Source organism: Embleya sp. NPDC050493 (assembly GCF_044458105.1).
In the GTDB taxonomy this organism is placed as follows: Bacteria; Actinomycetota; Actinomycetes; order Streptomycetales; family Streptomycetaceae; genus Embleya.
In genome coordinates this window covers 108,874-132,996 of the sequence record NZ_JBITHP010000028.1, presented here as the reverse complement: position 1 = coordinate 132,996, position 24,123 = coordinate 108,874, and the positions used below count along the sequence as shown (strand labels likewise).

At 71.9% G+C, this 24,123-nt stretch carries 24 protein-coding genes; 9 read left to right on the top strand and 15 right to left on the bottom strand.

Going from position 1 to position 24,123, the window contains the following annotated elements:
- The first annotated feature begins 428 nt into the window (after positions 1-428).
- Positions 429-1,322 (top strand): dienelactone hydrolase family protein, encoded by an 894-nt coding sequence (locus ACIBM5_RS37795; protein ID WP_396011250.1) that lies wholly within the window; start codon positions 429-431, stop codon positions 1,320-1,322.
- A gap of 84 nt (positions 1,323-1,406) precedes the next feature.
- Here the strand turns inward: ACIBM5_RS37795 and ACIBM5_RS37790 are convergent, their stop codons facing one another.
- From ACIBM5_RS37790 to ACIBM5_RS37770, 5 genes are all read right to left on the bottom strand, one after another.
- Entirely contained in the window at positions 1,407-1,649 is a 243-nt protein-coding gene (locus tag ACIBM5_RS37790; RefSeq protein ID WP_396011249.1) for a hypothetical protein, read from the bottom strand.
- Between the two features lie 210 nt (positions 1,650-1,859).
- The gene (locus ACIBM5_RS37785; RefSeq protein WP_396011248.1) at positions 1,860-2,261 is read right to left on the bottom strand and encodes a VOC family protein; all 402 of its coding nucleotides are present in this window, start codon (positions 2,259-2,261) and stop codon (positions 1,860-1,862) included.
- A 32-nt stretch (positions 2,262-2,293) separates the two neighbouring features.
- Positions 2,294-3,103 carry an aminoglycoside adenylyltransferase family protein gene (locus tag ACIBM5_RS37780; protein ID WP_396011247.1) on the bottom strand — a complete coding sequence of 270 codons (810 nt, stop codon included), beginning with the start codon at positions 3,101-3,103 and terminating at the stop codon, positions 2,294-2,296.
- Between the two features lie 9 nt (positions 3,104-3,112).
- Positions 3,113-3,532: an SgcJ/EcaC family oxidoreductase gene (locus ACIBM5_RS37775; RefSeq protein WP_396011246.1), complete on the bottom strand. Its 420-nt coding sequence runs from the start codon at positions 3,530-3,532 to the stop codon at positions 3,113-3,115.
- A gap of 122 nt (positions 3,533-3,654) precedes the next feature.
- On the bottom strand, positions 3,655-4,413 hold the full coding sequence (locus ACIBM5_RS37770) for a DeoR/GlpR family DNA-binding transcription regulator (protein WP_396011245.1): 759 nt from the start codon (positions 4,411-4,413) through the stop codon (positions 3,655-3,657).
- Between the two features lie 200 nt (positions 4,414-4,613).
- On the opposite strand from ACIBM5_RS37770, the gene ACIBM5_RS37765 reads away from it, so the two are divergent.
- Positions 4,614-5,246: an HAD family hydrolase gene (locus ACIBM5_RS37765; protein ID WP_396011244.1), complete on the top strand. Its 633-nt coding sequence runs from the start codon at positions 4,614-4,616 to the stop codon at positions 5,244-5,246.
- A 169-nt stretch (positions 5,247-5,415) separates the two neighbouring features.
- Here ACIBM5_RS37765 and ACIBM5_RS37760 read toward each other — a convergent pair whose 3' ends face one another.
- Positions 5,416-5,964, bottom strand: a complete 549-nt coding sequence (locus tag ACIBM5_RS37760; protein WP_396011243.1) for a YceI family protein — start codon at positions 5,962-5,964, stop codon at positions 5,416-5,418.
- 106 nt (positions 5,965-6,070) lie between these two features.
- Here ACIBM5_RS37760 and ACIBM5_RS37755 point away from each other — a divergent pair, with 106 nt between their 5' ends.
- Positions 6,071-6,655: a MarR family winged helix-turn-helix transcriptional regulator gene (locus ACIBM5_RS37755; RefSeq protein WP_396011242.1), complete on the top strand. Its 585-nt coding sequence runs from the start codon at positions 6,071-6,073 to the stop codon at positions 6,653-6,655.
- Between the two features lie 46 nt (positions 6,656-6,701).
- Here ACIBM5_RS37755 and ACIBM5_RS37750 read toward each other — a convergent pair whose 3' ends face one another.
- The 4 genes from ACIBM5_RS37750 to ACIBM5_RS37735 all read right to left on the bottom strand — a co-directional run bounded on the left by ACIBM5_RS37750 (position 6,702) and on the right by ACIBM5_RS37735 (position 12,536).
- Positions 6,702-7,511, bottom strand: a complete 810-nt coding sequence (locus tag ACIBM5_RS37750) for a putative protein N(5)-glutamine methyltransferase (protein ID WP_396011241.1) — start codon at positions 7,509-7,511, stop codon at positions 6,702-6,704.
- A 259-nt stretch (positions 7,512-7,770) separates the two neighbouring features.
- Complete coding sequence (locus ACIBM5_RS37745) at positions 7,771-8,874, bottom strand: hypothetical protein (RefSeq protein ID WP_396011240.1); 1,104 nt, start codon at positions 8,872-8,874, stop codon at positions 7,771-7,773.
- A gap of 240 nt (positions 8,875-9,114) precedes the next feature.
- Positions 9,115-11,235, bottom strand: coding sequence for an NAD-dependent DNA ligase LigA (gene ligA, locus ACIBM5_RS37740; protein WP_396011239.1), 2,121 nt, complete (start codon positions 11,233-11,235; stop codon positions 9,115-9,117).
- Between the two features lie 119 nt (positions 11,236-11,354).
- On the bottom strand, positions 11,355-12,536 hold the full coding sequence (locus ACIBM5_RS37735; RefSeq protein WP_396011238.1) for an MFS transporter: 1,182 nt from the start codon (positions 12,534-12,536) through the stop codon (positions 11,355-11,357).
- A 59-nt stretch (positions 12,537-12,595) separates the two neighbouring features.
- On the opposite strand from ACIBM5_RS37735, the gene ACIBM5_RS37730 reads away from it, so the two are divergent.
- From ACIBM5_RS37730 to ACIBM5_RS37720, 3 genes are read left to right on the top strand one after another with little or no spacing between them, the layout of a single operon-like run.
- On the top strand, positions 12,596-13,750 hold the full coding sequence (locus tag ACIBM5_RS37730) for an ArsR/SmtB family transcription factor (RefSeq protein ID WP_396011237.1): 1,155 nt from the start codon (positions 12,596-12,598) through the stop codon (positions 13,748-13,750).
- 4 nt (positions 13,751-13,754) lie between these two features.
- A complete protein-coding gene (locus ACIBM5_RS37725) occupies positions 13,755-14,516 on the top strand; it encodes a YqjF family protein (RefSeq protein ID WP_396011236.1) in 762 nt (253 codons plus the stop codon).
- A 3-nt stretch (positions 14,517-14,519) separates the two neighbouring features.
- Complete coding sequence (locus ACIBM5_RS37720) at positions 14,520-15,350, top strand: phosphotransferase family protein (protein ID WP_396011235.1); 831 nt, start codon at positions 14,520-14,522, stop codon at positions 15,348-15,350.
- 244 nt (positions 15,351-15,594) lie between these two features.
- Here ACIBM5_RS37720 and ACIBM5_RS37715 read toward each other — a convergent pair whose 3' ends face one another.
- From ACIBM5_RS37715 to ACIBM5_RS37700, 4 genes are all read right to left on the bottom strand, one after another.
- Positions 15,595-16,122: a nucleotidyltransferase domain-containing protein gene (locus ACIBM5_RS37715; RefSeq protein WP_396011234.1), complete on the bottom strand. Its 528-nt coding sequence runs from the start codon at positions 16,120-16,122 to the stop codon at positions 15,595-15,597.
- Positions 16,123-16,281: 159 nt separating this feature from the next.
- A complete protein-coding gene (locus ACIBM5_RS37710) occupies positions 16,282-17,223 on the bottom strand; it encodes a carbohydrate kinase (RefSeq protein WP_396011233.1) in 942 nt (313 codons plus the stop codon).
- 88 nt (positions 17,224-17,311) lie between these two features.
- Entirely contained in the window at positions 17,312-18,343 is a 1,032-nt protein-coding gene (locus tag ACIBM5_RS37705; RefSeq protein ID WP_391585784.1) for a LacI family DNA-binding transcriptional regulator, read from the bottom strand.
- Positions 18,344-18,581: 238 nt separating this feature from the next.
- The gene (locus ACIBM5_RS37700; protein WP_396011232.1) at positions 18,582-20,003 is read right to left on the bottom strand and encodes an AGE family epimerase/isomerase; all 1,422 of its coding nucleotides are present in this window, start codon (positions 20,001-20,003) and stop codon (positions 18,582-18,584) included.
- Between the two features lie 351 nt (positions 20,004-20,354).
- On the opposite strand from ACIBM5_RS37700, the gene ACIBM5_RS37695 reads away from it, so the two are divergent.
- The 3 genes from ACIBM5_RS37695 to ACIBM5_RS37685 all read left to right on the top strand — a co-directional run bounded on the left by ACIBM5_RS37695 (position 20,355) and on the right by ACIBM5_RS37685 (position 23,361).
- On the top strand, positions 20,355-21,128 hold the full coding sequence (locus tag ACIBM5_RS37695) for an ATP-binding cassette domain-containing protein (RefSeq protein WP_391585782.1): 774 nt from the start codon (positions 20,355-20,357) through the stop codon (positions 21,126-21,128).
- Positions 21,125-22,255 (top strand): ABC transporter permease, encoded by a 1,131-nt coding sequence (locus tag ACIBM5_RS37690; protein WP_396011231.1) that lies wholly within the window; start codon positions 21,125-21,127, stop codon positions 22,253-22,255. The genes ACIBM5_RS37695 and ACIBM5_RS37690 overlap by 4 nt, the downstream gene beginning before the upstream one ends.
- A gap of 134 nt (positions 22,256-22,389) precedes the next feature.
- Positions 22,390-23,361 (top strand): ABC transporter substrate-binding protein, encoded by a 972-nt coding sequence (locus ACIBM5_RS37685; RefSeq protein ID WP_396011230.1) that lies wholly within the window; start codon positions 22,390-22,392, stop codon positions 23,359-23,361.
- Positions 23,362-23,472: 111 nt separating this feature from the next.
- Here ACIBM5_RS37685 and ACIBM5_RS37680 read toward each other — a convergent pair whose 3' ends face one another.
- A complete protein-coding gene (locus ACIBM5_RS37680; protein ID WP_396011229.1) occupies positions 23,473-24,042 on the bottom strand; it encodes a septum formation family protein in 570 nt (189 codons plus the stop codon).
- Positions 24,043-24,123: the final 81 nt, after the last annotated feature.

Sequence of the window (24,123 nt, the reverse complement as noted above, 5' to 3'; positions counted from 1 at the left end):
CCGACCCGGGGTCCGCGAAAGTTTGGTGTGTGGGTCTGACTCTAGAAAGTATTGCGGTCGGATCACGGTCACGACTCCCCCGCAGGGCTTGACGTCGCGTACTACGAGGGACGTAGAAACGAGGCGCTACTACCGCTCCTGCACTGCGCCCGATCTCCACCCGAGTCCGCCCACGACGCCGACCGGACGTGCTGAATGGGTTCACCGTCTCCGACCGTGCACATCGTGTCCGTCTTCGGGTTCACGACATCGGTGATGACGGCAGCGGGACGGGCGGGCGGCCTCTCCGAGCTCGCCCGGAGGCCCGTCCCCGCTCCGGGGTCGAGGGGCCCGTCACCTCGAACGTCACTCCGGTCGCCGGGGAGTCGGAGGTGCCGCGCCGGGAAAGGTCCTGCCCGAGGACGCAGGTATCGCCTACGGTCGTTGCCATGGCCGAAACCGTTGATCTGTCCGCGATGTTGCTTCGTGACGAGACCGGCCGAGGACTCACCGGCTACCTCGCGCGCCCCAAGGGCAAGGGCCCGTGGCCGGGTGTGGTCGTCCTGTTCGAGGGGGCGGGGCCGGACGCGGTCAACCGACGGCATGCGGATCGCATGGCCGAGGCCGGCTTTCTGGCGCTGATGCCGGACCTCTACCACGGTCGCGGCCCGAACCGGTGCATGGTCTCCGTCATGCGCTCGGTATCGACCGGCCGCGGTCGGCCCTACGCCGACATCGAGGCCGCCCGGCAGTGGTTGTCGGCCGCGGGGGAGTGCACAGGCAGGATCGGCGTGATCGGCTTCTGCATGGGCGGCGGCTTCGCGCTGGTGCTCGCGGGCCAGGGCATGTACGACGTGGCCGCGGCCAACTACGCCCAACTGCCCGGCGATCCGGACGCCGCGCTGCGCGGCGCGTGTGCGATCGTCGCCTCCTACGGCGGCAAGGACAAGGTCTTCCGCGGCGGTGCGGCCAAGCTGGAAGCGGCCCTGAGCCGGGCCGGCGTCGAGCACGACGTCAAGCTCTACCCGGACGCGGGCCACTCGTTCCTCAACGAGGCCGACAACGCGCCGCCGCTGCTCCGCCCCGTGTTGCGCACCGTCCTGGGCATCGGCCCCGAACCGGCCGCCGCCGCCGACGCCTGGCAACGCATCGACACCTTCTTCGCCCGCCACCTGGCCACCGACCCCGGGCCCGGCACCGCAACCGAAGCCCGTGTCGAAGCCCGGCCCGAAGTACCCGTCGAAGCCCCGCCCGAAGCGCCGGCGGCGACCGCCGCCGAGCCTTCGGCCGAAGCCCCGGCCAAGTCACCCGGCACCACCCCGGGCGCCACGCCGAGCGACTGATCCCACCCCGCGCCCTCTTTGCCCGCGTGCCGGGCCACCGGGTACCGCCCCTCGGCGAGAGCAGGGGCGGTACCCGGTGTCGGATCAGGCCCAGTACTCCACGTACAGGGAGAAGCCGACCGCGCCGTTGCCGGTGCAGTGGTAAGTGCTCGCACCGGCGTAGTGCACGTACATTGCGCCGGTGTTCTGGCACTCCGACAGGTACCGGTAGGTGGCGATGTAACTCCCGCTCGACGCCTGCGCCGAGCCGGCTCCCGTCGTCACCAGTCCCACCGCTGCCGTGGCCGCGAGCGCCAGACCGGCCACTCTCCGCCTCGACTTCGACATGTGTTCCCCCGTTCGTCGATCAAGCACGAACGCTCATGGTCCAACTCCGGTCGCAGCGCGTCAAGATCCATTACGCAGGGGCAACAGGCCGATACGGAAAGGGAGTTGGTCGCATGCGCCGGAACGCGGCCGGGCGCGTCGAGCGTGGCGTCGCCTGCATCGAGACGGGCGCCGCGGCGAGACACGGGAGAGGGGCGAGGGCTCGGGCGGCTACGCGAGGTACATCTCCAGTTGGATGTCGTTCGGGTCGCGGAAGGCGATCAGCGTGAAGCCCGTCGTCGGGGTGACCCGGATTCCCGAGTGGGTGACGCCCGCCTCGGTCAGTCGGGCCTCCCACGCCTCCAGGTCGGCGCGGGTGTCCACGGTGAAGGCCAGGTGATCGAGGCCGGTCGTACGCTCGTTGAACGCGGCCCCGGCGTCCGCGTGCCGGTGCCGGGTCAGCGCGACGACCACGCCGCCGGGGTGTCGCATGATCCGCCGGTCGAAGTCGTCCGTGTCCCACGGGAACACCGGTACGAAATCCAGGACTTCGGAGTACCACCGGACCGAGGCGTCCAGGTCGCGTACGTTCAGCGCGATGTGATGAACCCCGGAGAAGCTCGCCTTCGACACGTGTTCCGCCCTTCGTGGCCGACCGTGCCCGCTCACCTGTTCGAGCGGGATCGCCCGAGCCTACTGCCGCCGATCGCCACCCCGCCCGGGGCCGACCGCGCGATCGCCGTCACCACGTATGCGGTGTGCGACCGCACCTGGGGCAACATCTCGTGCCAGTCCTCTTCCTCGGCGCCCAGATAGCCGGCCCGTGCCCGAGCGAGCACGGGCCGGTGCTCGGCCGGCAGGCGCGCGAGCGCCCAGTCGGCGGCGGCGTCCTTCGAGCGGATCGTCCCGGTTTCGAGAGTCGTCCAGATCCGCGCCAGGGTGAGCAGGACGTTACGGGTGTCGGTCGTCGCCTCGGCGAGCAACTCCGGTACACCGGTCACGATCGCGCGGACCAGGTCGTCGTGCGGGACCGGATCGAGCACCTCGTCCGGCGGAGGCCCCGCCAGTGCCGCGCGGCCGTGCAGCACCATCGTGAGCAGCGGTGCGAGATCCGGGCTCGGCTCCGGCCCCGGCGTCGCGCCGCGCTCGTACTCCTCCCGCAGCCACTCGCCGTACTGGAACTCGCAGCGCGGCGGGAAGCGCCACGGTCGGACCTCGGATTGCACGACCACGGTCAACTCCACCGGTCGAGTGGGCCCGCCGTGCGCCCGCTCGCCCGAGACGGCCAACAAGCCCTCGACCAGCGCCCGTCGCCGCGCAGCCGTGGTGGCCTGCCGGACGACCACGAGCACGTCCACGTCGCTGCGTGGACGCAATCCACCGAGGACCGCCGAACCGTGCAGGTATGCGCCAATGATCTGCTCCGCGCCGAGCGTGTCACGAACCAGTCGAACGATGTCCTCGGTGGATGCCATCGGCGTTCCTCAGGTCAGGATCGGGGTCGTCTGGGCCGACGCGATGCGCCACGCGTCGTCCTCCTTGACCAGGACGTAGGTGAGCTGCCCGGAGGCCGCGGGGAGCGCGGGCGTGGTCGAATCCGCGCCGCCGACGCCCTCCCGTCGGTCGAAGACCTGCTTGAGGCACACCACGATCGCCACGTCCTCGCGGACGAAGTGCACGTCCTGGATCTCGGCGGTGGTGGCCACGTCGGCCAGCGGCGAGGCCATCGCCTCGCGCATCGCCTCGGCCAACGCATCCCGGCCCGACACCCGCCGGCCGCCGAAGTTGACGATGTTCACGTGTTCGGTGTGCAGCGGGACGAATGCGTCGAGGTCGTTCTGCAACTTCACGGCGTCCGCGACCAGTCGGCGGATGGGGGCGAGGTCGAACGATTCGGTGCCCATGTGAACTCTCCCGTTGTCAGAGGTCGTTGCCGAGGACCGAGCGTCCTCCGCAGAGGAGTATGGAACTTCAAGGGGACTTGAAGTCAATCCTCCGCGCAGAGCACTTTCGAAGCGGGGTCCGGTCACACCACCCGCACGTCCACGCCCAGATCGCGCAGGCCCGACACCGCCTCGATCGGTGCGCTCTCGTCGGTGACGACCATGTCGAGATCGGTGGCCGGACAGACGTGGCCCAGGCCGGTGCGGCCGAACTTGGTTCCGGTGCAGACCGCGACGACGCGCTGTGCGGAAGCGATGGCCGCCTGCTTGATCGGCACCTCGGTCAGGTCGTTGGCGGTCAGACCGTGGCCGACGGACAGGCCGCAGACCCCCAGCACGGTGGTGTCCACGCGCAGCGTGCGCAGCGACGTCTCGGTGAGATGCCCGCCCAGCGTCAGGGCGCCGGGCGTGGTCTGACCGCCGGGGACCAGCAGGCGCACGTCGGGCGCGTTGCCCAGGACGTACGCCGCGTGCAGGTCGAGCGGGACCACGGTGACCCGGCGCCGGGCCAGCACCCGGGCGATGGCCAGGCTGGTGGTGCCGCCGTCCAGGATCAGCGATTCGCCGTCGGTGACCAGCGCATCGAACGCCGCGGCGATCCGGCGCTTGCTCTCGGGCGCCTCGTGCTCGCGCACGCCGAACGGCAACACCTCGCCGCGCAACACCAGGCTGACCGCGCCGCCGCGGACCCGGCGCAGCACGCCCTGCTCGGCGAGCTGGTCGAGGTCACGGCGGATGGTCATCTCCGAGCAGCCGGTCTCCTCGGCCAGCTCGGCCACGGTGACGCGTTCCGCTGTGCGCATTCTCTCGATGAGCAAAAGCTGGCGTTCCGAACCTTCCATGTGTTCAATCAAACGTGTTGTATGTTCGAAAGTCAATCGACGCGAGCGGTGTGACCGGCGCATGCGGTGCGGGTCCGTTGCGGTCCGTCAGGCGTCCACCGTCATCCGAAGCCGTGCACGGCGGCCCGAAGCCGTGCACGGCGGCCCGGAGCCGTCCACACCCGTCAAAGCCGTCCCGGCGACTCGATCAAGGAGCTCCCATGCGCACCGAGTGGATCGTCTTCGACTTCGGCGGGGTCATCTGCATGCCGCCGCCGGACCACGCGAGCGAGGCCCTGGCCCGCACCGTCGGGGTCACCCCGGCGGAGTTCTGGTCCGCCTACTGGCCCGATCGTGCGGCCTACGACGCGGGCACGCTCGACGCCGCCGAGTTCTGGAGCGGCCTGTGCACCCGCCTGGATCGTCCGGCACCGGACCCGGACCGGCTCGACCTGTTGGTGGCCGGCGACCTCGCCGCCTGGATGCACCTGAACCAGGACACCCTCGACCTGTTGGCCGAACTGGCCGCGCTCGCCGACCGGGGAGTGGCCCTGGCGCTGCTGTCCAACGCCCCCATCGAAATGGCCCGCCGGATCGACGAGCAGCCGTGGGCCCGGGTGTTCCGCCATCGGGTGTTCAGCGCCGACCTCGGCCTGGCCAAGCCCGACCCGCGCATCTACCACCACCTGTGCGCGCAACTGCACGCACAACCAAGCGAACTCCTGTTCATCGACGACCGCCCGGAGAACCTGGACGCGGCCAGGGCCGTGGGCATCGAGTCGCTCCTGTTCACCGACACTCCCACGCTGCGCGCCGACCTCGACCGCACCCGGGCCACCGGATCGGTCCGGTGAGCACCGCGGCGGCGGATCCGACGGCTGCGGCCGTGATACGGCAACGGTCCGCCGACGTCCGACCGGGGTCGGGGCGTCGGCGGACCGGAGTCGGGGCTCGCCTCGATGCGCGGGATGCGCGGGGTGTGCCGACAGCGGCTCGGATCGCGAGCCGGTCGGCACGCGGGTGTCACGCCTCCAGCTTGGCCTCGATCTCCAGAACGATGGTGATCTTGTCGCCGACCGCTGCGCCGGCCGGGCCGCCGGTGACGCCGAAGTCGCCGCGGCTGATCTCGGTGGTGGCGGTGAAGCCCGCGACCGGGTTGCCGTCGAAGCCGGTGCCGAAGCCGTTGAGTTCGAGTTCGAGGGTGACCTGCTTGGTCACGCCGCGCAGCGTCAGGTCGCCGTCGACCCGGTAGACCAGGGACGACTCGGCGCGGATGCCGGTGGACACGAAGGTCAGCTGCGGGAACTTGTCGGTGTCGAGGAAGTCCTCGTTGCGGATGTGGTCGTCGCGCATCTTGTTGTTGCTGTTGACCGAGGCGGTCTCGATGGTGGCGGTGACCGACGATTCGAGCGGGTTCTCGGCGGTGACGATCGAGCCGCCGAAGTCGTCGAAGCGACCGCGGACCTTGGCCACGCCCAGGTGACGTACGGAGAACGAGACGTCCGAGTGGACCTGGTCGATGGTCCAGGTGCCCGCGACGTAACCGGGGATGGTCTCAGCGGTGGTGGTCATGGCAACTCCTTGGTGCGGTGTGGATGCGGTGCCGGCATGGTTTGTTGAACGCTCAGCAACATAGCAGAGAATATGTTGATGATTCAACAAGTCATATGCTGTCGTCATGACCGACGACGATTCGCTGACTCCTTCCGAGCAAGAGATCTGGCAGTCCTACTTCACCGGGACCAGGGAACTCGCGGCCCATCTGGACCGGCGGATGCGCCGCGAGACGGGCATGCCGATGACGTATTTCGAGATCCTGGGCCTGCTCGCCGAGGCGCCGGACCGGAGGATGCGGATGAGCGAGCTGGCCGCGGCGGCGTTGTCGTCGACCAGCCGGGTCTCGCACGCGGTGACCGCACTGGAGAAGTCGGGCTGGGTCTCCCGCTGCCCGGTCCAGGGCGATCGCCGGGGCTGGATCGCGCGCCTGACCGACGAGGGGCTGGCCGCATTGGCCGCCGCGGGGCCGACCCACGCGGCGACGGTGCACCAGCACCTGTTCGATGTGCTGACGCCGACCCAGGTGGCCGCGCTGGCCGAGATCGGGCGCGCGATCCAGGACGGCCTGGGCGTGGTCTGCGCGAGCGCACGAGCGGAGGCAGCCGCCGCGGTGGAGGGGACGGGCGGTGATGCGGACGTCGAGGAGATCGACACCGGGATGGACTGTCCGCTCGACGACACCGCCTGCAACGGCGACGCCGGTTAGCGGATCGTGACGCCGGGCGCCGGGGCGAGCCTGCACGGCCTGCCGATCAACCCAGGGAATCGGGCATGCGGTCGGGGGGTCGGGTGCCCGTCACCACGGTCGCGTACCACTCCTCGGACTCGACGACCCGCGGAATCAGGCCCGCGGCGCGGAAGACCTCGACGGCGTGCGGTGCCTGGCGCTCGCTCGTCTCGACCAGCAGCCGGCCGCCGGGCGCGAGCCATCGCGGGGCCGCCGCGGTGACCCGACGCTGGATGTCCAACCCGTCGGAGCCGCCGTCGAGGGCCACCCGGGGTTCGTGGATCCGGGCCTCCGAGGGCAGGAGTGGGATCTCCCCGGTCGGCACGTAGGGCGTGTTGGCGATCAGCACGTCGATCCGCCCGCGCAACGTCGCCGGCAGCGGCGCGAACAGGTCGCCCTCGAAGACCCGGTCGGCGGCGATGTTGCGCCGCGCGCACCGCACCGCCGCCGGGTCGATGTCGGCGGCGTACAACTCGACCCGGTCCACCTCCGCGACCAGGGCCGCGCCCAGAGCGCCCGAGCCGCAGCACAGGTCGACCACGACGGCCCCCGGCCGGGCCGCCGCGACGGCCTGCTCGACCAGGAACTCCGTGCGCCGGCGCGGTACGAACACGCCGGGGTCGACGGCGATCCGCAGGCCGCGGAACTCGGCCCAACCGAGCACGTGTTCCAGCGGGAGACCGGCGACGCGGCGATCCACCATGACGGCCAGTTCGACCGGGTCGGCGGCACCGGCGATGAGCAACTCGGCCTCGTCCTCGGCGAATACACAACCGGCGGTACGCAGCCTGGTGACGATCACGGACGTGGGGCAGGGTGATGCGGAAACCGACATGAGAGCCTTTCGGATGCCGAAGGGTGCTCTCGCGGACTCACCTATGCCAAGTGGACCGCACGGTCGTGGAAGGAGAGCACCCGACCTGATACAGCGGTAATCGGTGCCACCTCCTCGAACTCGAACCCGGTCCGCCCAGGGTTGGGCGCGGCGGCAAGACTACCCGACACCGAGCGCGGCTCGCGCCGGGGTCTCCCGACCCGCGCCCGCATCCCGCGCCGTACCCGGTGGTGGACCGACGTGGGATCCGGGGCAGGGTCTACGGCCACCGATGCCCCGCGGCGCCCCCGTCCCATCCTCGCGGCCGACCCCGCACGTCGAGCAGGTCCGCGACGTACTCCGGAACGTGCAGCCCGCCCCCGGCGGTGCGGCCCCGGCCGATGCCCGGTCGACGGCCCACGCTGCGCACGTTCTCCCACGCCCACGCCTCCGTCCCGGCCATGCGATGGTGCATCGCCGAAACGCAGCGCCGCAGCACCAGTTCGGCCTCCGGATCGGCCGGGGCCGCACCGCCGGCGGCACCCTGTAAGGCGCGCCGGGCCGCCATGAAGTCGGCCACCCGATCCTGGATCCGCGCCGCCACCGCCGCCTCCGCGTGCTCGCGTCCGACATGCTCGGTGTACGCCAGCACCCCGACCAGGTCGGCCGGCGAGTCGGTGCCGGCGCTGTCCCGGGACGCGTAGTAGTCGCTCGTCCAGGACACCACGTCCGCCTCGGCGTTGCGGATGTCGTCGTACGCGGCGCCGTCCCGGATCGCCGCCGCGAGCTCGCCGCCGGCGATGAATTCGTCGAGCAGCAGGCACGGGAACTGCCCGCCGGCCAACCGACGATGCCGGATGTACGCGTCCACGCCGCACGCATGCTCGCGGGCCGCCCCGGGCGAGGCGCCGGCCGGTGGTCGGGCCACCCGATGCAGCGTCTGCACACACTCGACGACGAAGTGCTCCCGCCACTCGGCGCTCATGGCCGGATAGACCCTCCCCAGGATGTCCGCGAGCGCGTGCGCCATCGCTCCGGCCGCCGGGTCCGCCCGACCGGTGCGGTACACCGACTCGATCTGGCCGATCAGGGGCTCACCCGGATGTGCGGGGTGTTCCCCGGGTTCCGCGTAGCGGTCGTGGGCGAGGAACTGCCATGCGATGAACTGCGCGTACAGACACAGCAGTTCGGGCGCGGCATCGGGATGCGTGTAGGCGGCGAGGTCGCCCAGTCGTGCGCCGACCAATCGCTTCTCGATGCCGGGACGATCGAGCAGCCGGTGCCGTCGGGCCCAGTCCAGCAGCCGGCATTCCGCTTCGGGCGCGTGCGGATTGCGGTCGAGGGCGAACGGCAGCGGTATTCGCGGGGGATGTGCCTCGACCATGGGGACTCCATTCGTCGTCGAAGGGTGGTGCGGCCAAGGGGTTTTCGCATGTTGCGGACCCTCTCGGCCACCACCGGCTCCCGAACGCGACGATGCCGGAGTCCGACGTACCGCACACCGATATCGCCCGTTTCCACCTCGGGGCGACAGTCGGTCTGCTATGGATCGTCGGAAAAGCTCCCTGGGTCGGGACGACGGCGACCGGTGCACACCACCCGGTCGCCCGCCGTTCCCCGTCGCTCATGCTGGAAGCAATGCCCCCACCAGGTCGGCGAATTCCTCCGGAGTCATGATCGCCACGCCGAGCTTCTCCGCCTTGGCCCGCTTGGACCCGGCCTTGTCCCCGGCGACGACCAGGGCGGTCTTGGCGGACACGGACGAGGACGCGGTGCCGCCGGCGCGCTCGATCAGTTCGTTCATCTCGTTGCGGGACAGCGCGGCGAGCGGCCCGGACATCGAACCGGTGACCACCACCGACTTCCCGGTCAGCGGGCCGGCCTCGACCGGTGCCGCATCGCTCGCCTGCTCGGCACCGGAAGCGGCACCGGCCTCCGCAGCCGGCGCACCGGCTCCCGGTCGCACACCGGGCTCGGTCATGTTCACCCCGGCGGCGACCAACTTGTCGATCACCTCGGCGAGTTCGGCGAGTTCGGCGACGATCACCGCGGCTTTGCCGGGACCGATGCCCTCGACCTGCGCCATCGCCTCCACGTCGGCCGCACGGATCGCGTCCATCGTGCCGAAGTGCCGGGCGATCCGGCGGGACATCGACCGACCGGTCAGCCGTACGCCGAGCGCGCACAACACCCGGCTGAGCGGCTTCCCCCGGGCCTCCTCGATGCCGGCCAGCAGCTTGTCGGCGATCTTGTCCACCCGGTCCAGGGCCAGGAACTGTTCGCGGGTCAGGGTGAACAGGTCGGCCATGTCGGCGACCGCGCCGGAGGCCACGAGTTGCGTGACGATCCGGCCGCCGATGCCCTCGATGTCGAGCTGGTCGCGGCCCACCGCGTACAGGATCCCGGCCTGCAGACCGCACGCGCGGCCCTGGGCGCACCGCCAGCGCTGCTGGGTCGTGTCCAACTCGCCGCCGCACTGCGGGCACGCGGTCGGGAACTCGATCGCCGTCTCGTCGCCCGTGCGCATGTGCACCAACGGCGCCTCCACCCGCGGAATGATGTCGCCCGCCTTGTACACGCTGACCCGGTCGCCGATCATCAGCCCGCGGCGCTCGATGTCGGCCGGGTTGTGCAGCGTCGCGAAGCCGACGACGCTGCCGTCGATCTCCACCGGATCCAGGATCGCGCGCGGCGCGATCACCCCGGTCCGGCCCACCGCCCAGTCCACGCCGACGAGTCGGGTGATCTTGTGCACGGCGGCCAGCTTGTACGCGATCGCCCAGCGCGGCGCGCGCGTTCCACTGCCCGCGTCGGCCTGGTCGGCCGCCGCGTCGGCCTTGATCACCACGCCGTCGATGCCGAACGGCAGTTCCGCCCGCGCCGCGGCGATCTCGTCGACCGCGGCCTGTACGTCCTCGATGCTCGTACACACTCGCAGCCGCGCCGAGGTGCGCCCGGTGGTCAGCACGCCGAGTGCCTCCACCCGAGCCATCACCGCGGAGTGGTCGGCGGTGCGCAACTCCTCGGCGAACGTGCTCTCGTCGTCCGGCAGCGGCAGTGCCACGTAGCCGAAGAAGGTCATCGGGATCACATACGGCCGATCCTTGGCCCGCAGCGTGCCCGCCGCACCACCGCGCGGGTTGGCGAACACGGTGGCGCCGTGCTCCCGACGGATCTCGTTGGCGATCTCGAACTGCTCGGCGGTGAGCAGGACTTCGCCCCGCACCTCGATCGACACCGGCTCGCTCAACCGGTCCGGCAGACCGACGATGGTGCCGATCGCGTGCGACACGTCCTCACCGGCGATGCCGTCGCCGCGGGTGACCAGCCGGTCGAGCCGGCCCTCGCGGTAGCGCACCGCCACCGCCAGGCCGTCCATCTTCGGCTCCACCGTCAGCGCCGCGACCGGCCGCTTGATCCGCCGCTCCAGCGACGCGGCCCACGCGGCCAGCCCCTCGGGATCGAAGACGTTGTCCAGGCTGAGCATCGGCACGGTGTGCGGCACGTCCCCGCCCGGCAGCGCGCCCGCCGCGACCTTGCCGACCGGCGACTCGGCGAGCACCCGGTCCGGGTGCTCGCGCTCGTACGCGCCGATCCCGCGCAGCAGTCGGTCGTACGTGTCGTCGTCGACGGTCGAGTCGGCGCCGCCGTAGTAGGCCCGCGCGGCGGCGGTCACGGCCTCGACGGCCTGGGCGTACGCGTCGAAGTCGGCGAGAACGGCGGCCGGCGCCGGGGTGTCGGTCATGCGCACATCCTCTCGAACGGGACCGACATCACCTTGATCGGCACGGGGCCGGCGCGACGCCCGACCTGGCCCGCCGCCCGCCTCACGCCACCCCGACCCTGCGAACCCCACCCGCCCGCTCACGCCTCCCGGAGCACCGACCCCGGGTGCGCCCGCAGCCCCGCCGCGAGCGTCAGGGTGACCGCGATGGACGCCCCGGCCAGCACCGTGATCGCCGTCGTCGGCGACGTGACCTGGGCGATCCCGCCGGCGATCGACGCGCCGACGCCCTGCATCGCGACCATCCCGGACGAGTGCAGCCCCAGCGCCTGCCCGCTCAGCTCGTCCGGCGTCATCGCCATCAGCCGTTCCTGGAACAACAGCGTCGCCGAATATCCGACCGAGGCCACCGCGACCACGGCCAGCGCGAGCGGCAGCGGCGGGTGCACCGCGAACAGCAGGTACGGCGTAGCCAGGAGCAGCGACATCGGCGCTCCCAGCCGGCGCCGCCACGGCGCGGGCACGAATCGCCCGCCCAGCACGTCCCCGGCGAGCATGCCCAGCGCCGCGAAGGCGAAGAGCAGGCCCGCGTGGTCGGGTGCGAGCGGGATGAACAACGACTCGCAGCCGACGATCAGCCCGTTGGGCACCCACAGCGCGAGATAGATGTAGCGGCGCGGCTTGACCGACCACAACACCGTGTTGTTGCGCCAGGTCTCGGCGACCGACGGCCGACCGGACGCACGCGGAGCCCGTCGGGCCAGGCCGAACCGGGCCACGATCGCCGCGAGCAGGTACAACCCGGCGGCCACCAGGAGGGTGCCGCGCGCGGACAGCACCGTGACCAGTACTGCACCGAGCGAGAACCCGACGATCTGGAGCACCCCGTTGCTCATGTTGAGCACGGACCGCCCGAGCAGGAAACCCTCCCTCGGCAGGATCTCGTTGAGCAGCCCGTAGCGCACGCCGCCGCCCACCGCGGCCACTGCGCCCTCGCCCAACACGATGGCGAACACCGCCCACAGCGGCAGTCCGGGAATCGCCAGTGCGGCGGTGCCCGCGGCGAAGATCAGCCCGATCACCGTCATCGCGGCCCGCGGCGGCAACCGGTCCGCGGCCGACATCAGCGCGGTCGCCCCGATCACCTGCGCGAGCGAACCGCCGAACATGCCCAACGCGGCCAGCAACGGCGAGCCGGTCCGGTCGTAGACGAGCGTGCCCAACGCCAGTCCGCCGACGTTGGTCGCGGCCAGTTGCGCGGAGGAGGTGGCGAACAGCGGCGTGTATTCCGGCGCTCGAAAGAGCTCTCGGTAGGTGCGCATGTCCAGAGCTTCGAGCCCGGCGGGGCCCGGGCGTTACTGTTTCGCCGGGAGGCGAAAGCATGGGGTGGTGGCGGGTCGACGCGGATACCCTCGCAGGCAGCCGATTCGCGATCTCGCCGCTGGCCGAGGTCACCGCGACGCTGAAGACGCTGGAACGGGGTACGGCCGCGCATCCCGGCGAGCGGACCTGGCTGGACGCGCACCTGCCCGCCTATCGGGCCCGGTTGGCCCAGGATCCGGTCACCGCCCTGCTGCTGCGGATCGGCCTCGGCGGCAGTTGGAACGCGGACTTCCTCACGCCCCCGCCGCCGCTGACCGGCGAACCGGCCTTCGCCGCGGAACTGGCCGGGATCCGCGGCACCTCGGAGCCGGTCGCCCGGGCCGATCTGGAGGTGTCGATGGGCGGCCCACTGCCCACCGCGCTGCGCCGGACCGACCTCGGCCCACGCGCCGCGGAGATCCTGGACTGGGTGTGGACGCGGGTGGTCCGACCGGACTGGCCGCGCCGACGGCGCATCATCGAGGCCGACATCGTCGCCCGCACCGGCCAACTCGGCCGCGGCGGCTGGGCGGCAGCGCTGGACGACCTGCGCCCGGGCATGCGCTGGCTGGGCGCGAGCCGACTGCGGATCAACGCGAACGACTACCCGCCGCGCGAACTCGGCAGCGCCCGCCTGTCGTTCGTGCCGGTCACCCCCGGCCGCGGCTGGGTGGCCTGGGAGGAGGAGCGGCACTACGCGGTGATCTACCCGTGCTCGGGCGCCCTGGCCGACGCCCACCGCCCGGCCGGCCCCGACCCGCTGGCCCGCCTCCTCGGCCCGGCCCGGGCCGGCGTCCTGACCCGCCTGGACACCCCCAAGAGCACCACCCAACTGGTCGCCCTCACCGGCCAGGGCCTCGGCTCGGTGGGCCGCCACCTCAAGGTCCTCCTGGACGCCCACCTCGTCCTGCGCCGCCGCTCCGGCCGCTCCGTCCTGTACTACCGCTCACCCACCGGCGAAGCCCTGATCGCCGCCCAGACCCCGGACCGAGCACACACCGCGGTCGCCGAGCCGACCGGCCCCCACCCGCCCCGAACCCACGGGCCCGACGTCGCCGCGACCGGGCCCGCGCCGTGCGGGCCCGACGGCGACCCCGCGCCCCGATCGGGCCCCGAGCCGCGCACCGTCGGCGGCGAGGCGGTCCGCGCGGCCGGGCGGGATGGGCCACCATGACCGGATGAGGACCGAACCCGTCACCGCGCTGTCGCCGCGCGGCATCCGGCACGTGCTGCTCACCCAGCGTTGGAGCGAACTCACCTTCGTGCACTGGGCCGTGCCACCCGACGTAGTTGCCCCGCTGCTCCCGGAGGGCACCCGGCCGGACGTCCTGGACGGCGTGACCTACGTCGGCCTGGTGCCGTTCCGGATGGTGGGCGTGGGATTCCTGCGCCTGCCCGGCGTGCCGTGGCTGGGTACCTTCGCGGAGACCAACGTGCGGCTGTACTCCGTGGACGGCGCCGGTCGGCGCGGCGTCGTCTTCCGCTCGCTGGAGGCGGCCCGCCTGTTGCCCGTGCTGACCGCCCGGGCCACGCTGCGACTCCCGTACCGATGGGCCCGCATGCGCATCGACCGGACCGGCGACCGGGTGCGCTACACGACGCGGCGCCACCGCCTGGAGGGCGCCCCGCGGGGCGGCACGGTCGAGGTGCGCGTCGGCGCACCGGTGACCGACCCCGGCCCGCTCGAACACTTCGTCACCGCCCGCTGGGGCCTGCACACCCGCGTCGCCGGCCGTACCCTCTACCTGCCCAACGCGCACCCGCGATGGCCGCTCCGCCACGCCGAGTTGCTGCATCTCGACGACGACCTGGTCGCCGCCGCCGGCCTGCCCGAGGCGACCGGCGAACCGGACAGCGTGCTCTACTCGCCCGGCGTCCCGGTCCGCTTCGGTCCACCCCTCCCGGTCACCGATACCGACCCGTCGGCCCCCGGGGACTAGGCGGTGACCGAGACGTGGAGCACGCACGACATCGAGTTTCGTGACGACGTGGTCGTCAAGAGCTTCCGTTCGCGCGAGCGGGCGGAGCCGCTGCGCGAATGGCGGGCGCTGGGCCTGTTGGCGAGATACGCGCCGGGCCTGGCGCCGGAACCGATCCGGGAGGACCTCGACGGCGAACCGCCCGTCGTGGTCATGTCCCGACTCGCGGGCGTGCCGCTGCGCGGACGAGACCTCGACCGGAAGCAACTCGGCGCCTTGGCCGAGGCGATCGGCACGCTGCACGACGCGATCCCCACGGCGGAGGTCGTGGCACTACCGGCCTGCACCTGGTATCCGCCCGTGGTCGAGGACAGGGCGCGGGCGTGGAGCACGGGCGGGCGCGACCTCGGCCCGGATCCGCTCGTGGCGCGCGCCTTCGAGTCCGGATGTGCGTGGTTGTCCGCGTGGCACACTCCGCGGGAACCGGGACCGGGAATCCGGCCGGTGTTCGGCCTGTCGGACGGAAACCTGGCCAACTACCTGTGGGACGGCACGCGGGTACGCCTGGTCGACTTCGAGATCTCCGGCCGCAGCGACCGGGCGTTCGAACTGGCGGAGGTCGTCGAGCACGTCTCGATGTGGCCCGCCGGCACCGACGCCGATACGGAGTTCCTCCTGTCCTGCTTCGAACTCACCGATCCGGAGATCGCACGACTGCGCGATTTCCGGACCCTGTTGTCCCTCGTCTGGCTGCTGATGTTGCTGCCGGACAGCCCGGGGTATCACCGCAACCCACCCGGCACGCTGACACGCCAGGCGGCACGGCTCCTGGCCCACCTGGAACCGCTCGGATAGCCCGCCGCATCGCCCGCCGTGGGGATACCCCATGCCCGAAGACCCGCGAAATCCGGCCGGCCGGTGCGGGCACGGCGAAGCGGGGGCGGATGCCCGGACGGATCGTTCTGTCGACCACACCCCCGAGGCGCCGACCCCACGCCGGTCGCCTCCGGACGCCGACCCCACGTCGGTCGCCCCACCGCCCCCACTCCCACGCGGCCGTCGCACCCCCACCGCAATCACGACGACCCGTCCGCGCGGTCTACCCGGCCATCCCCTCCCGCAGTCGTTCGATGTCCTCGAGGTCCTTGGCCCGACGTGGCCGCTGCGGCATCCACGTGGGCGTCATCAGCTTGATCTCGATCTGTGCCTCGGGCGAGATGATCGGGCAGGACACCCCGCCCAGCTTGCCCGGAGGCGTCTCCAGCATCCCCTCCGGCCAGCGGGAACCCGCCCACGGCCCGCCGGCCACGATCACGTGGCCGTCCGGATCACGGGCCAAGAAGGCGAAGCCCAACTCCACGCCGCCCGCCGTGTAATCGAGTTGTTGCTCGGCGGGAGCCCGCGCCAAGCGAACGAATCCTCGCGCGGCGAACGCTGCGGTCAGCGCCGGGGCGTCCCGAGCCCACGCGAACCAGTCGACATCTCCGTGTTCCCGGGTTGTCCGGCCCAGGAAGAAATCCATTGCCCATCCGCCACGCAACCAGACCTGTATACCCAACTCCCGGGCCACGTCCTGGACTTCGACGATCAGTGCGAGCTGCCGGTCGGCATCCGACGACACAGTCATGGGATTACCGTAGGGCTCGCGCAACCGGCCCCGGGGCGGTCTTCGCCACGCCGTCATCCACCCGTGACCGAAAACGACCCTCGGCCGGACCTTCGGGGCAGGGACCGCGGCGGCATCGGGTCCCGGCCGGACCGCGCGAGTCGATCGGAGCCCGCGCCCCTACCCCGGCGCGGACGCGAGCCCGTGCTCGCGGCGATACGCGCCGAGCTCCGCCTCGGTGGGCGGGTTCGCGCCCGCTCGCGAGCACGTGAGGGCCGCGACCAGCGACGCGTCCGCGAGCAGCGCGCCGAGCGTCGCCGGGTCGAGGCGCCGGATGCCGGCGGGGTCCAGCAGACCCCGGCGGCGAAGCGCGTCCAGGAGACCGGCCGTGTACGCGTCGCCCGCACCGACCGTGTCCACCACCCGCACCGCCCGGGCCGGCGCCGAGGCCCGACCCGCGGGACACACGCCGTACGAGCCTTCGGCGCCCCGGGTGACCACCACCAGCCCCGGGCCCAGCGCCAGCCAGGCATCCGCCACGTCGGCGAAGTCGCGTCCCGGATGCAGCCATTCGAGGTCCTCGTCGCTGACCTTGACCACGTCCGACAGGGCCACCAGGGACTCGATCCGCTCCCGGGCCGGCCCCGGATCGCCCATCAGGGACGGCCGGCAGTTCGGATCGTAGGAGACCACCGCCTGCGCCCTCGCGTGTTCGGCCGCCAGTACGCGCCGCACCGGGTCCGCGCCCGGAGCGAGCGTCGCCGCGATCGAACCGGTGTGCACACACCGGGTCCCGGCCGGGACGCCCACCGCATCGGGCAACTCCCAGACGATGTCGAAGGTGTAGGTCGCCGCACCCGCCGCGTCCAGATCGGCCCGCGCCACGCTGGTGCGCCCCGTCGACCGGCTCTGCGGCGCCACCTCGACCGCACTCGCCGCCAGGTGCGCCGCGAGCAACTCGCCGTGCGGGTCCGCCCCGTAACGGGTGATCAGGTGCACCGGCGCGCCCAGCCGCCCCAGCCCCACCGCGACATTGGCCGGACTGCCCCCGGGATGGGCGACCGGATCGCCGCCCCGGACGGATACGAGGTCGATCAACGCCTCGCCGATCACGGTGATCATGCGGCGGCCTCCCTGGCTGGATCGAAGTTCGGACGGGTGACGCACGAGCCGGCCTCGACCGGCCGGGCGGCGGTGCGTGCGGGGCCGGTCACGGACCGACCTCGCCGGAGCCGCGCGGGATCAGACGGGTGCGCATGTGGATGTGCTGCACCGGGGTCGAATCGCCCCCGAGGCGACGAAACAGCAGGTGCGCGGCGGCCTGCCCGATGCCGAACGGGTCCTGGGCGACCACGGTCACGGCCGGGGTGAGCATGTCCGCGAGTTCGAAGTCGTCGAAACCGACCAGGGCGGGCTGTACCGGCGAGCGGCGTATCTCGCGCAGCGTCTCCACCGTGAACCGGCTGTTGCCGCAGAAGACCGCCGTCGCCGGATCGGACCCGCCGAGCATCGCCCGCAACCACGCCCGCAGTTCCTCCCCGTACGGCGGCCCGTTGTACACCAGCCGCGGATCCGGATCGATGCCCGCGTCCGTCAATGCCTCGCGATGGCCGCGCAGGCGTTCGCGGGCGGTGAAGATCTCCAGCCGGTCGCCGATGAACGCGATCCGCCGATGTCCGTGCCGGATCAGGTGGTCGACGCCGTTGCGGGCGCCGCCCACGTTGTCCACGAGTACGGTGTCCGCCTCGATGTCGCCCGGTGGGCGGTCGACGAACACGCACGCCATCCCGGCCTCGATCTCCGGCAGCAGATAGCGGTGGCTGCCGCTGGCCGGGACCACGATCAGCCCGTCCACCCGGCGGGCGCACAACGCCAGGACCAGATCGCGCTCCTTGTCCGGATCCTCCGCGGACGACGCGCTGAACAACACCGTGCCGTGCTGATGGGCGATGTCCTGGATGGACCGGGTCAGCGCGGAGGAGAACGGATCCGCGGCGTCCTCCAGGACCAGGCCGATGCTGGAGGTGTGACCCGAGCGCAGCTGCGCCGCGCTGTCGTTGCGGCGGAACCCGGTCTGCGCGACGGCCGCCCACACCGCCTGCTGTTTCACGGCGCTGACGTTCGGCTCACCGTTGATCACCCGCGAGACGGTCTTGATGCCGACGCCGGCGAGGGCGGCCACGTCCTTCATCGTGGTGCGACCGCGCCCACGCGGTCGTTCCGGGGTCGTCGGGCCGGCCATCGGGGGTCCTACCTTTCGAGCGGCCGGGCTCGCACCCGGCACCCATGGTGCGTTGTTCCCGGAACCGGGAGCGGGAAGGGGAGTGGCACGGAGACCGGTACTGGGACCGGGACGTGGGATGGCACGTGGGCCGGGGTCGGATCGGAGCGGGAAGCTGCGGTGCCGAGCGTGAGGCGGGCGGCGGGGCGGGAAGCGGCGGTGGGAAGGGGGAAGTCGAGTCGGGCGGCGGTCGTTCGGTTCAGCGGGCGGCCCGACGCAATGCCTCGGCGAGGGTCGGGGCGGACCGCAGCCGGGGCAGCAGGGTGGCCTGTACCGCGTGGTACGCGTCGGGTTTCCCCTGCCAGACGGTGGCCGAGGGCCGCGCGTCGGGGTCGAGTTCGTGGTGCCAGCTGCCGTGCTTCCGGTCCAGGAACACGGCGTCGGCATGCTCCCACCACGCTCGGTACCAGTCATCGTAGTCGGCGACCCCGGTGGCCCGGTGCAGTGCCGCCGCCGCCGCGATCGCCTCGGCCAGGACCCAGTGCATCCGGGTACGGACCACCGGTCGCCCGGTCCAGTCGAGCGTGTACACGAAGCCCGGCCGGCCGTCCGCGTGGCCGCCCTCGCGGACCGCCGCGGCGAACAGCGCCACCGCGTCGGTGCGCAGCCACTCGGGTGGATCCGGCAACGACGCGGCCAGGGCGAGCAGCAGCCGGGACCACTCGAAGGCGTGGCCGACGGTGGCGCCGTACGGGCGGAACGGGTCGGCGGGACGGTCACGGTTGTACTCGCGGCGCGGCGCCCAGCCCGGATCGAAGTGCTCGATCAGCCGCCAGTGGTTGGCCCGGGCGTGCTCGTGCACGATCCGGTCGGCGATGCGCAGCGCCCGGGTGCGCCATCGATGCTCGCCGGTGGCGTCGGCGGCGGCCAGGAACGCCTCGACGGCGTGCATGTTGCTGTTGGCGCCCCGGTAGGCCTCGCCGGTGGTCCAGGCCCGGTCCCAGGATTCGGCGCAGGCGCCCCGGTCGGCCTCCCAGAACCGGCGTTCGACCACGTCCAAGGCCTCGGCGAGCAGGGCGGGGGCGCCGCGATGGCCTGCGGCGCACGCGCTCGCGGCGGCCAGCACGACGAACGCGTGGTCGTACATGCGTTTCCCGTCGAGGCGTTCGGCGTCGAGTACGGGTCGCCCGGAGCGGTCCACCACCGGATGCCAGCCGCCGTGTTCGCGGTCCCGCAGCAGCTCCGTCAACGCGGTGAGCCCGTGCGCCACGAGCGCCGCCGCCTCGTCCGGGCCGACGTCACCGGCCCGGCCGGGGTCCGCGCCGGCAAGGTCGGTGCCGCCGCCGTACGCACCGGCAGGGTCCGTACCGACGCCGTCCACACCGCCACCCTGCCAACCGCCACCCTCCGTACGGCCACCACCCCCGCCCCCGCCGTCCGCGGCGCCCCGGGTCGCCCCGCCGCCGGCCCCCCGCAACTGCGCCAACGCGAACACATGCGTCATCCGGGCCGTCACCCACGTGTGCAGCACCCCGTCCGCGACCGGCCGACCGGTGTCGTCCAGCCACCCGAACCCGCCCTCGGCCAACCGTGCGCCCCGGGCGAACCGGAGCAGCCGGTCGCATTCCGCGTCGAGCCACGCCGCGTGTTCGGGGGAGCCCCCCAGGGGTTCAGCCACCATGTGCCGCACACTCCCTCTGACATCGTTGTCATTCAGACCGTACTGGGCCGCCGATGAGCTGTCGACATCCGGATTGCGAACCTCCTCGTCGACGGCCCGCGCAGGCTGAGCCCGTCGGGGCAATCACCTCAATCCCCAACAGATCAGCGCGAGTTCCGAGTGAACGTCGAGATCCGGGAAACTCTTGACACTCGCCCAGCGGGCCAGCACTGTACTGACACCGTTGTCAGACGGTCGGCGGCATCGACCCCTCTCGTCCCCGTCCTGACACACGTGCGAACTCGTGGCGCCCCGGCCGCCGACCGAGACGGCTCGCGGGGAACGACCCGACAACCCGAAGGAGTTGGGCACGTGCAACCCCTGATCGAAGGTCGGGGCCTGGTCAAGCGGTACGGCCAGGTCCAGGCCCTGCGCGGCGCCGACTTCACCGTCTTCCCGGCCGAGGTCGTCGCGCTGATCGGTGACAACGGCGCGGGCAAGAGCACGCTCACCAAGACCCTCGCCGGCACCGAACGGCCGGACGCCGGCGAAATCCTTTTCGAGGGCCGCCAGGTGAGCATGGAACGACCCACGGACGCCCAGGAGTTGGGCATTGAGACGGTCTACCAGGATCTCGCCCTGGCGCCCGACCTGGACGGCGCGGCCAACCTCTTCCTGGGCCGCGAACTGTTGCGCCGCGGCCTGGCCGGGCGGCTGGGCGTACTGGACAAGGCGACGATGCGCGAGCGTGCGATCGAGGCGTTCGCCCGGCTCGGCGTGGAGTTGCAGGACATCGACGCCCCGATCGGGACGCTCTCCGGCGGTCAGCGCCAGAGCGTGGCCATCGCCCGTGCGGTCGCCTGGGCGGACAAGGTGATCTTCATGGACGAGCCGACCGCCGCGCTCGGCGTGCTCCAGCGCGGCCGGGTGATGGACGTGATCCGCCGGGTCCGGGACAACGGCATCGCGGTCGTCCTGATCAGCCACAACATGCCCGAGGTGTTGTCGGTCGCGGACCGCGTCGAAGTGCTGCGCCTGGGTCGGCGGGTGGCGAGCCTGACCGCCGCGGACACCACCGTGGAGGAACTCGTCGGCGCGATGACCGGCGCCCTGGACGGACTCGACGTGCAAGGAGCACCGGCATGAACCTCGACAAGACGGACACCCCGCCGGGGCACCCCGACCCGGATGCGAACCGAGCCGACGAACAACCCGCGGACCGGGGCGGCGCACCATCCCGGGAGCACCCGCAACACCCCGGCCCCGACTCCCCGGACGCCGGATCGTTCATCCGCCGCGTGTTGTGGCGCCGGCTCGCCCGGAGCAACTCGTGGTGGACCTTCCTGGTCCTGATGGTGCTGGTGACCGCCTTCTCCATCATGCGACCCGAGCAGTTCCCGACCACGTTCAATCTGCGCAACGTGGCCACCGACGCGGCGGTGTTGCTGATCGTCGGCGTCGGCATGACCTTCGTGATCATCATGGCCGGCATCGATCTCTCGGTCGGCTCGGTCCTGGTGTTCGCCGGCGTCGCGGCGGCCAAGACGATGACCGCCGTCGCCGGGCCGGACGCAGGCTGGGGCGCGATCCTGCTCGGCGTGCTCGCCGGTCTCGCCGCGGGCGCCGCGTGGGGCGCGTTCAACGGATTCCTGATCGCCAAGGCGAAGGTGCCCGCGCTGATCGTTACGCTCGGCAGCCTGGGCATGGCACTGGGCCTGGCCCAGGTGTTGACGGAGGGTCAGGACGTCCGGGGCGTGCCCACCCGGTTCACCGACACGATCGGCAACGGCCGATTCCTGGGCATCCCCTGGCTGGTGGTGATCGCCCTGGTGGTCACCGCGCTGGGCGCACTCGCGCTGGCCACCACCCGATTCGGCCGGCGCACCTACGCGGTCGGCTCCAACGCCGAGGCGGCCCGCCGGGCCGGCATCGCGGTCGACCGACACATGATCAAGGTGTACGCCCTGTCGGGCACCCTGGCCGGACTCGCCGGCGTGTTGTCCCTCGCCCGCTTCACCACCACCACGATCGGCGGCCACGCCAACGACTCGCTCGGCGCCATCGCGGCCGTCGTCCTCGGCGGCACCAGCCTGTTCGGCGGTGTCGGCACCGTCGTCGGCACGCTGATCGGCGTCTTCATCCCCGCCATCCTGCAGAACGGCTTCGTCATCCTGGGCGTGCAGCCGTTCTGGCAGAGCGTCGCGGTCGGCGCCGTGCTGATCGCCGCCGTGTACGCCGACCAGTTGCGCCGCCGCGGCCTGCAACGCCGTTGACCACCCGGGGCCGCACCCGGAGGCCCCGCCCCGCCCGGCCCGACCCGCCATCCGGCCAGACCCGTATTCCGTCCCGGCCGCCGGCCGCCCGCGGCCGATCGCTTCGCCCCACCACCGCCAGGAGGCACTGCCCGATGAAGACACCGACGTACGTCGCCGTGACCATCGCCCTGACCGCGGCCGCCACCCTCGCCGGGTGCGGCGGCGACAGCGACAGCGGCTCCGGGGGCGGACGCAAGATCACCTTCGTCCAGGGTGTCAAGGGCGACGAGTTCTACATCTCGATGGCCTGCGGCGCACAGCAGAAGGCCAGGGAACTCGGCGTCAAGCTCGACGTGACCGGCGCGGACAAGTGGGACGCCTCGCTCCAGACGCCGGTGGTCAACGCCGTCGCCGCCAAGAGCCCGGACGCCGTACTGATCGCGCCCACCGACACCCAGGCGCTGCGTCAGCCGGAACAGCAGCTCAAGTCCCGCGGTGCGAAGGTGATCGAGGTGGACACCAAGCTCGACGACGGCTCGATTCGCGAGACCGCGATCTCCTCCGACAACGAACGCGGCGGCATGCTCGCCGCACAGACCCTGGCCAACCTGGTCCAGGACCGCGGCACGGTCGCCGCGATCAGCGTCAAACCGGGCATCTCCACCACGGACGCCCGCCTGAAGGGCTTCGAGACCGAGATCAGGAAGCACCCGGGCATCACCTACCTCGGTGTGCAGTACAACGACGACGACCCGGCCAAGGCCGCCTCCATCGTCACCTCGACGATCGCCTCGCACCGCGACCTGGTCGGCGTCTTCGCGGCCAACGTGTTCAGCGGCGAGGGCGCGGCCACCGGCATCGAACAGGCCGGCAAGGCCGGCCAGGTCAAACTGGTGGCCTTCGACGCCACCCCGAAACAGGTCGAGGCCCTGCGCAAGGGCTCCATACAGGGCCTGATCGCGCAGAAGCCGTTCGACATCGGCTCCCAGGGCGTCGAACAGGCGGTCGCCGCTCTCGACAAGAAGCCGGTCCCCAAGTCCATCTCCACCGACCTGGTGGCCGTCACCAAGGAGAACGTGGACCAGCCCGACGTGAGCAAGTACCTCTACAAGGGCGCCTGTTGACCCCGAGCACCGCACACCTGACGGCCCGCCCGTCCCCCCGACCCGCGACCGGCCCCGGCCCCTCCGGGGCCGGTCGCGAGCGGCGGTCGGCTGCCGTGTGGCCGCCGTCCGCTACTTGACGATCGTGGTCAGCGGCTGCTTGTCCTCGCGCTGGATGATGCACGCGGCCTGGTGGTTGCCGCCGCTCCAGGACTTCATGTCGAGCGGGTACGAGTACGAGAAGGTGAGCTTGGGCGACGCGGGCTGCCGCTCCAGGAGGGGGCCGATGTACTGCTCACACAGCTCACCGACCTTGTCCTCGTAGCCCGGCGTGGTCGGGGTGACCGTCGCCGGCAGGTCGAAGGCCTTGCCGACCTGGCCACTGTGCGGCTTGGCGCAGGAGACGTCGGTGGTCTTGGCGCCGTCCTGGTTGATGCACTGGCCGGTCTTGTACGTGAAGGCGTCGATGATGTCGGCCGTGGACGTGCCGCTCGCGGTGCCGGTGGGCTTCGTGGTGCCGCCCGGCTTGCCGGTCGGGCTCGTGGTGGCCTTCCCCGTGGGTGATGCGGTCGAAGGGACGACGGGAGACTTGCTGCCCTTGTCGTCCTTGTCGTCGCCGAGACAGCCGGAGAGCAGGGCGGTGGCGGCGACGACTCCGGCCACGGCCGGCGCAATCATGCGCAGGCGGTGGGAGGTGGGCATGTGGGACACAACCTTTCGCTTCGGGACGCCCAAGATCCTTCCGCGATCCCTCACCGAAACGTCGAGGGAAACGGTGCTTGA

What these genes read in the sequence shown, in the direction of transcription:
- ACIBM5_RS37705 (WP_391585784.1), bottom strand. Translation starts at nt 18,343, where the DNA reads ATGGCCGGCCCGACGACCCCGGAACGACCGCGTGGGCGCGGTCGCACC.
- ACIBM5_RS37775 (WP_396011246.1), bottom strand. Translation starts at nt 3,532, where the DNA reads ATGGGCACCGAATCGTTCGACCTCGCCCCCATCCGCCGACTGGTCGCG.
- ACIBM5_RS37710 (WP_396011233.1), bottom strand. Translation starts at nt 17,223, where the DNA reads ATGATCACCGTGATCGGCGAGGCGTTGATCGACCTCGTATCCGTCCGG.
- ACIBM5_RS37715 (WP_396011234.1), bottom strand. Translation starts at nt 16,122, where the DNA reads ATGACTGTGTCGTCGGATGCCGACCGGCAGCTCGCACTGATCGTCGAA.
- ACIBM5_RS37755 (WP_396011242.1), top strand. Translation starts at nt 6,071, where the DNA reads ATGACCGACGACGATTCGCTGACTCCTTCCGAGCAAGAGATCTGGCAG.
- ACIBM5_RS37735 (WP_396011238.1), bottom strand. Translation starts at nt 12,536, where the DNA reads ATGCGCACCTACCGAGAGCTCTTTCGAGCGCCGGAATACACGCCGCTG.
- ACIBM5_RS37790 (WP_396011249.1), bottom strand. Translation starts at nt 1,649, where the DNA reads ATGTCGAAGTCGAGGCGGAGAGTGGCCGGTCTGGCGCTCGCGGCCACG.
- ACIBM5_RS37680 (WP_396011229.1), bottom strand. Translation starts at nt 24,042, where the DNA reads ATGCCCACCTCCCACCGCCTGCGCATGATTGCGCCGGCCGTGGCCGGA.
- ACIBM5_RS37760 (WP_396011243.1), bottom strand. Translation starts at nt 5,964, where the DNA reads ATGACCACCACCGCTGAGACCATCCCCGGTTACGTCGCGGGCACCTGG.
- ACIBM5_RS37730 (WP_396011237.1), top strand. Translation starts at nt 12,596, where the DNA reads ATGGGGTGGTGGCGGGTCGACGCGGATACCCTCGCAGGCAGCCGATTC.
- ACIBM5_RS37795 (WP_396011250.1), top strand. Translation starts at nt 429, where the DNA reads ATGGCCGAAACCGTTGATCTGTCCGCGATGTTGCTTCGTGACGAGACC.
- ACIBM5_RS37750 (WP_396011241.1), bottom strand. Translation starts at nt 7,511, where the DNA reads ATGTCGGTTTCCGCATCACCCTGCCCCACGTCCGTGATCGTCACCAGG.
- ACIBM5_RS37685 (WP_396011230.1), top strand. Translation starts at nt 22,390, where the DNA reads ATGAAGACACCGACGTACGTCGCCGTGACCATCGCCCTGACCGCGGCC.
- ACIBM5_RS37725 (WP_396011236.1), top strand. Translation starts at nt 13,755, where the DNA reads ATGAGGACCGAACCCGTCACCGCGCTGTCGCCGCGCGGCATCCGGCAC.
- ACIBM5_RS37700 (WP_396011232.1), bottom strand. Translation starts at nt 20,003, where the DNA reads ATGGTGGCTGAACCCCTGGGGGGCTCCCCCGAACACGCGGCGTGGCTC.
- ligA (WP_396011239.1), bottom strand. Translation starts at nt 11,235, where the DNA reads ATGACCGACACCCCGGCGCCGGCCGCCGTTCTCGCCGACTTCGACGCG.
- ACIBM5_RS37765 (WP_396011244.1), top strand. Translation starts at nt 4,614, where the DNA reads ATGCGCACCGAGTGGATCGTCTTCGACTTCGGCGGGGTCATCTGCATG.
- ACIBM5_RS37770 (WP_396011245.1), bottom strand. Translation starts at nt 4,413, where the DNA reads ATGGAAGGTTCGGAACGCCAGCTTTTGCTCATCGAGAGAATGCGCACA.
- ACIBM5_RS37745 (WP_396011240.1), bottom strand. Translation starts at nt 8,874, where the DNA reads ATGGTCGAGGCACATCCCCCGCGAATACCGCTGCCGTTCGCCCTCGAC.
- ACIBM5_RS37690 (WP_396011231.1), top strand. Translation starts at nt 21,125, where the DNA reads ATGAACCTCGACAAGACGGACACCCCGCCGGGGCACCCCGACCCGGAT.
- ACIBM5_RS37780 (WP_396011247.1), bottom strand. Translation starts at nt 3,103, where the DNA reads ATGGCATCCACCGAGGACATCGTTCGACTGGTTCGTGACACGCTCGGC.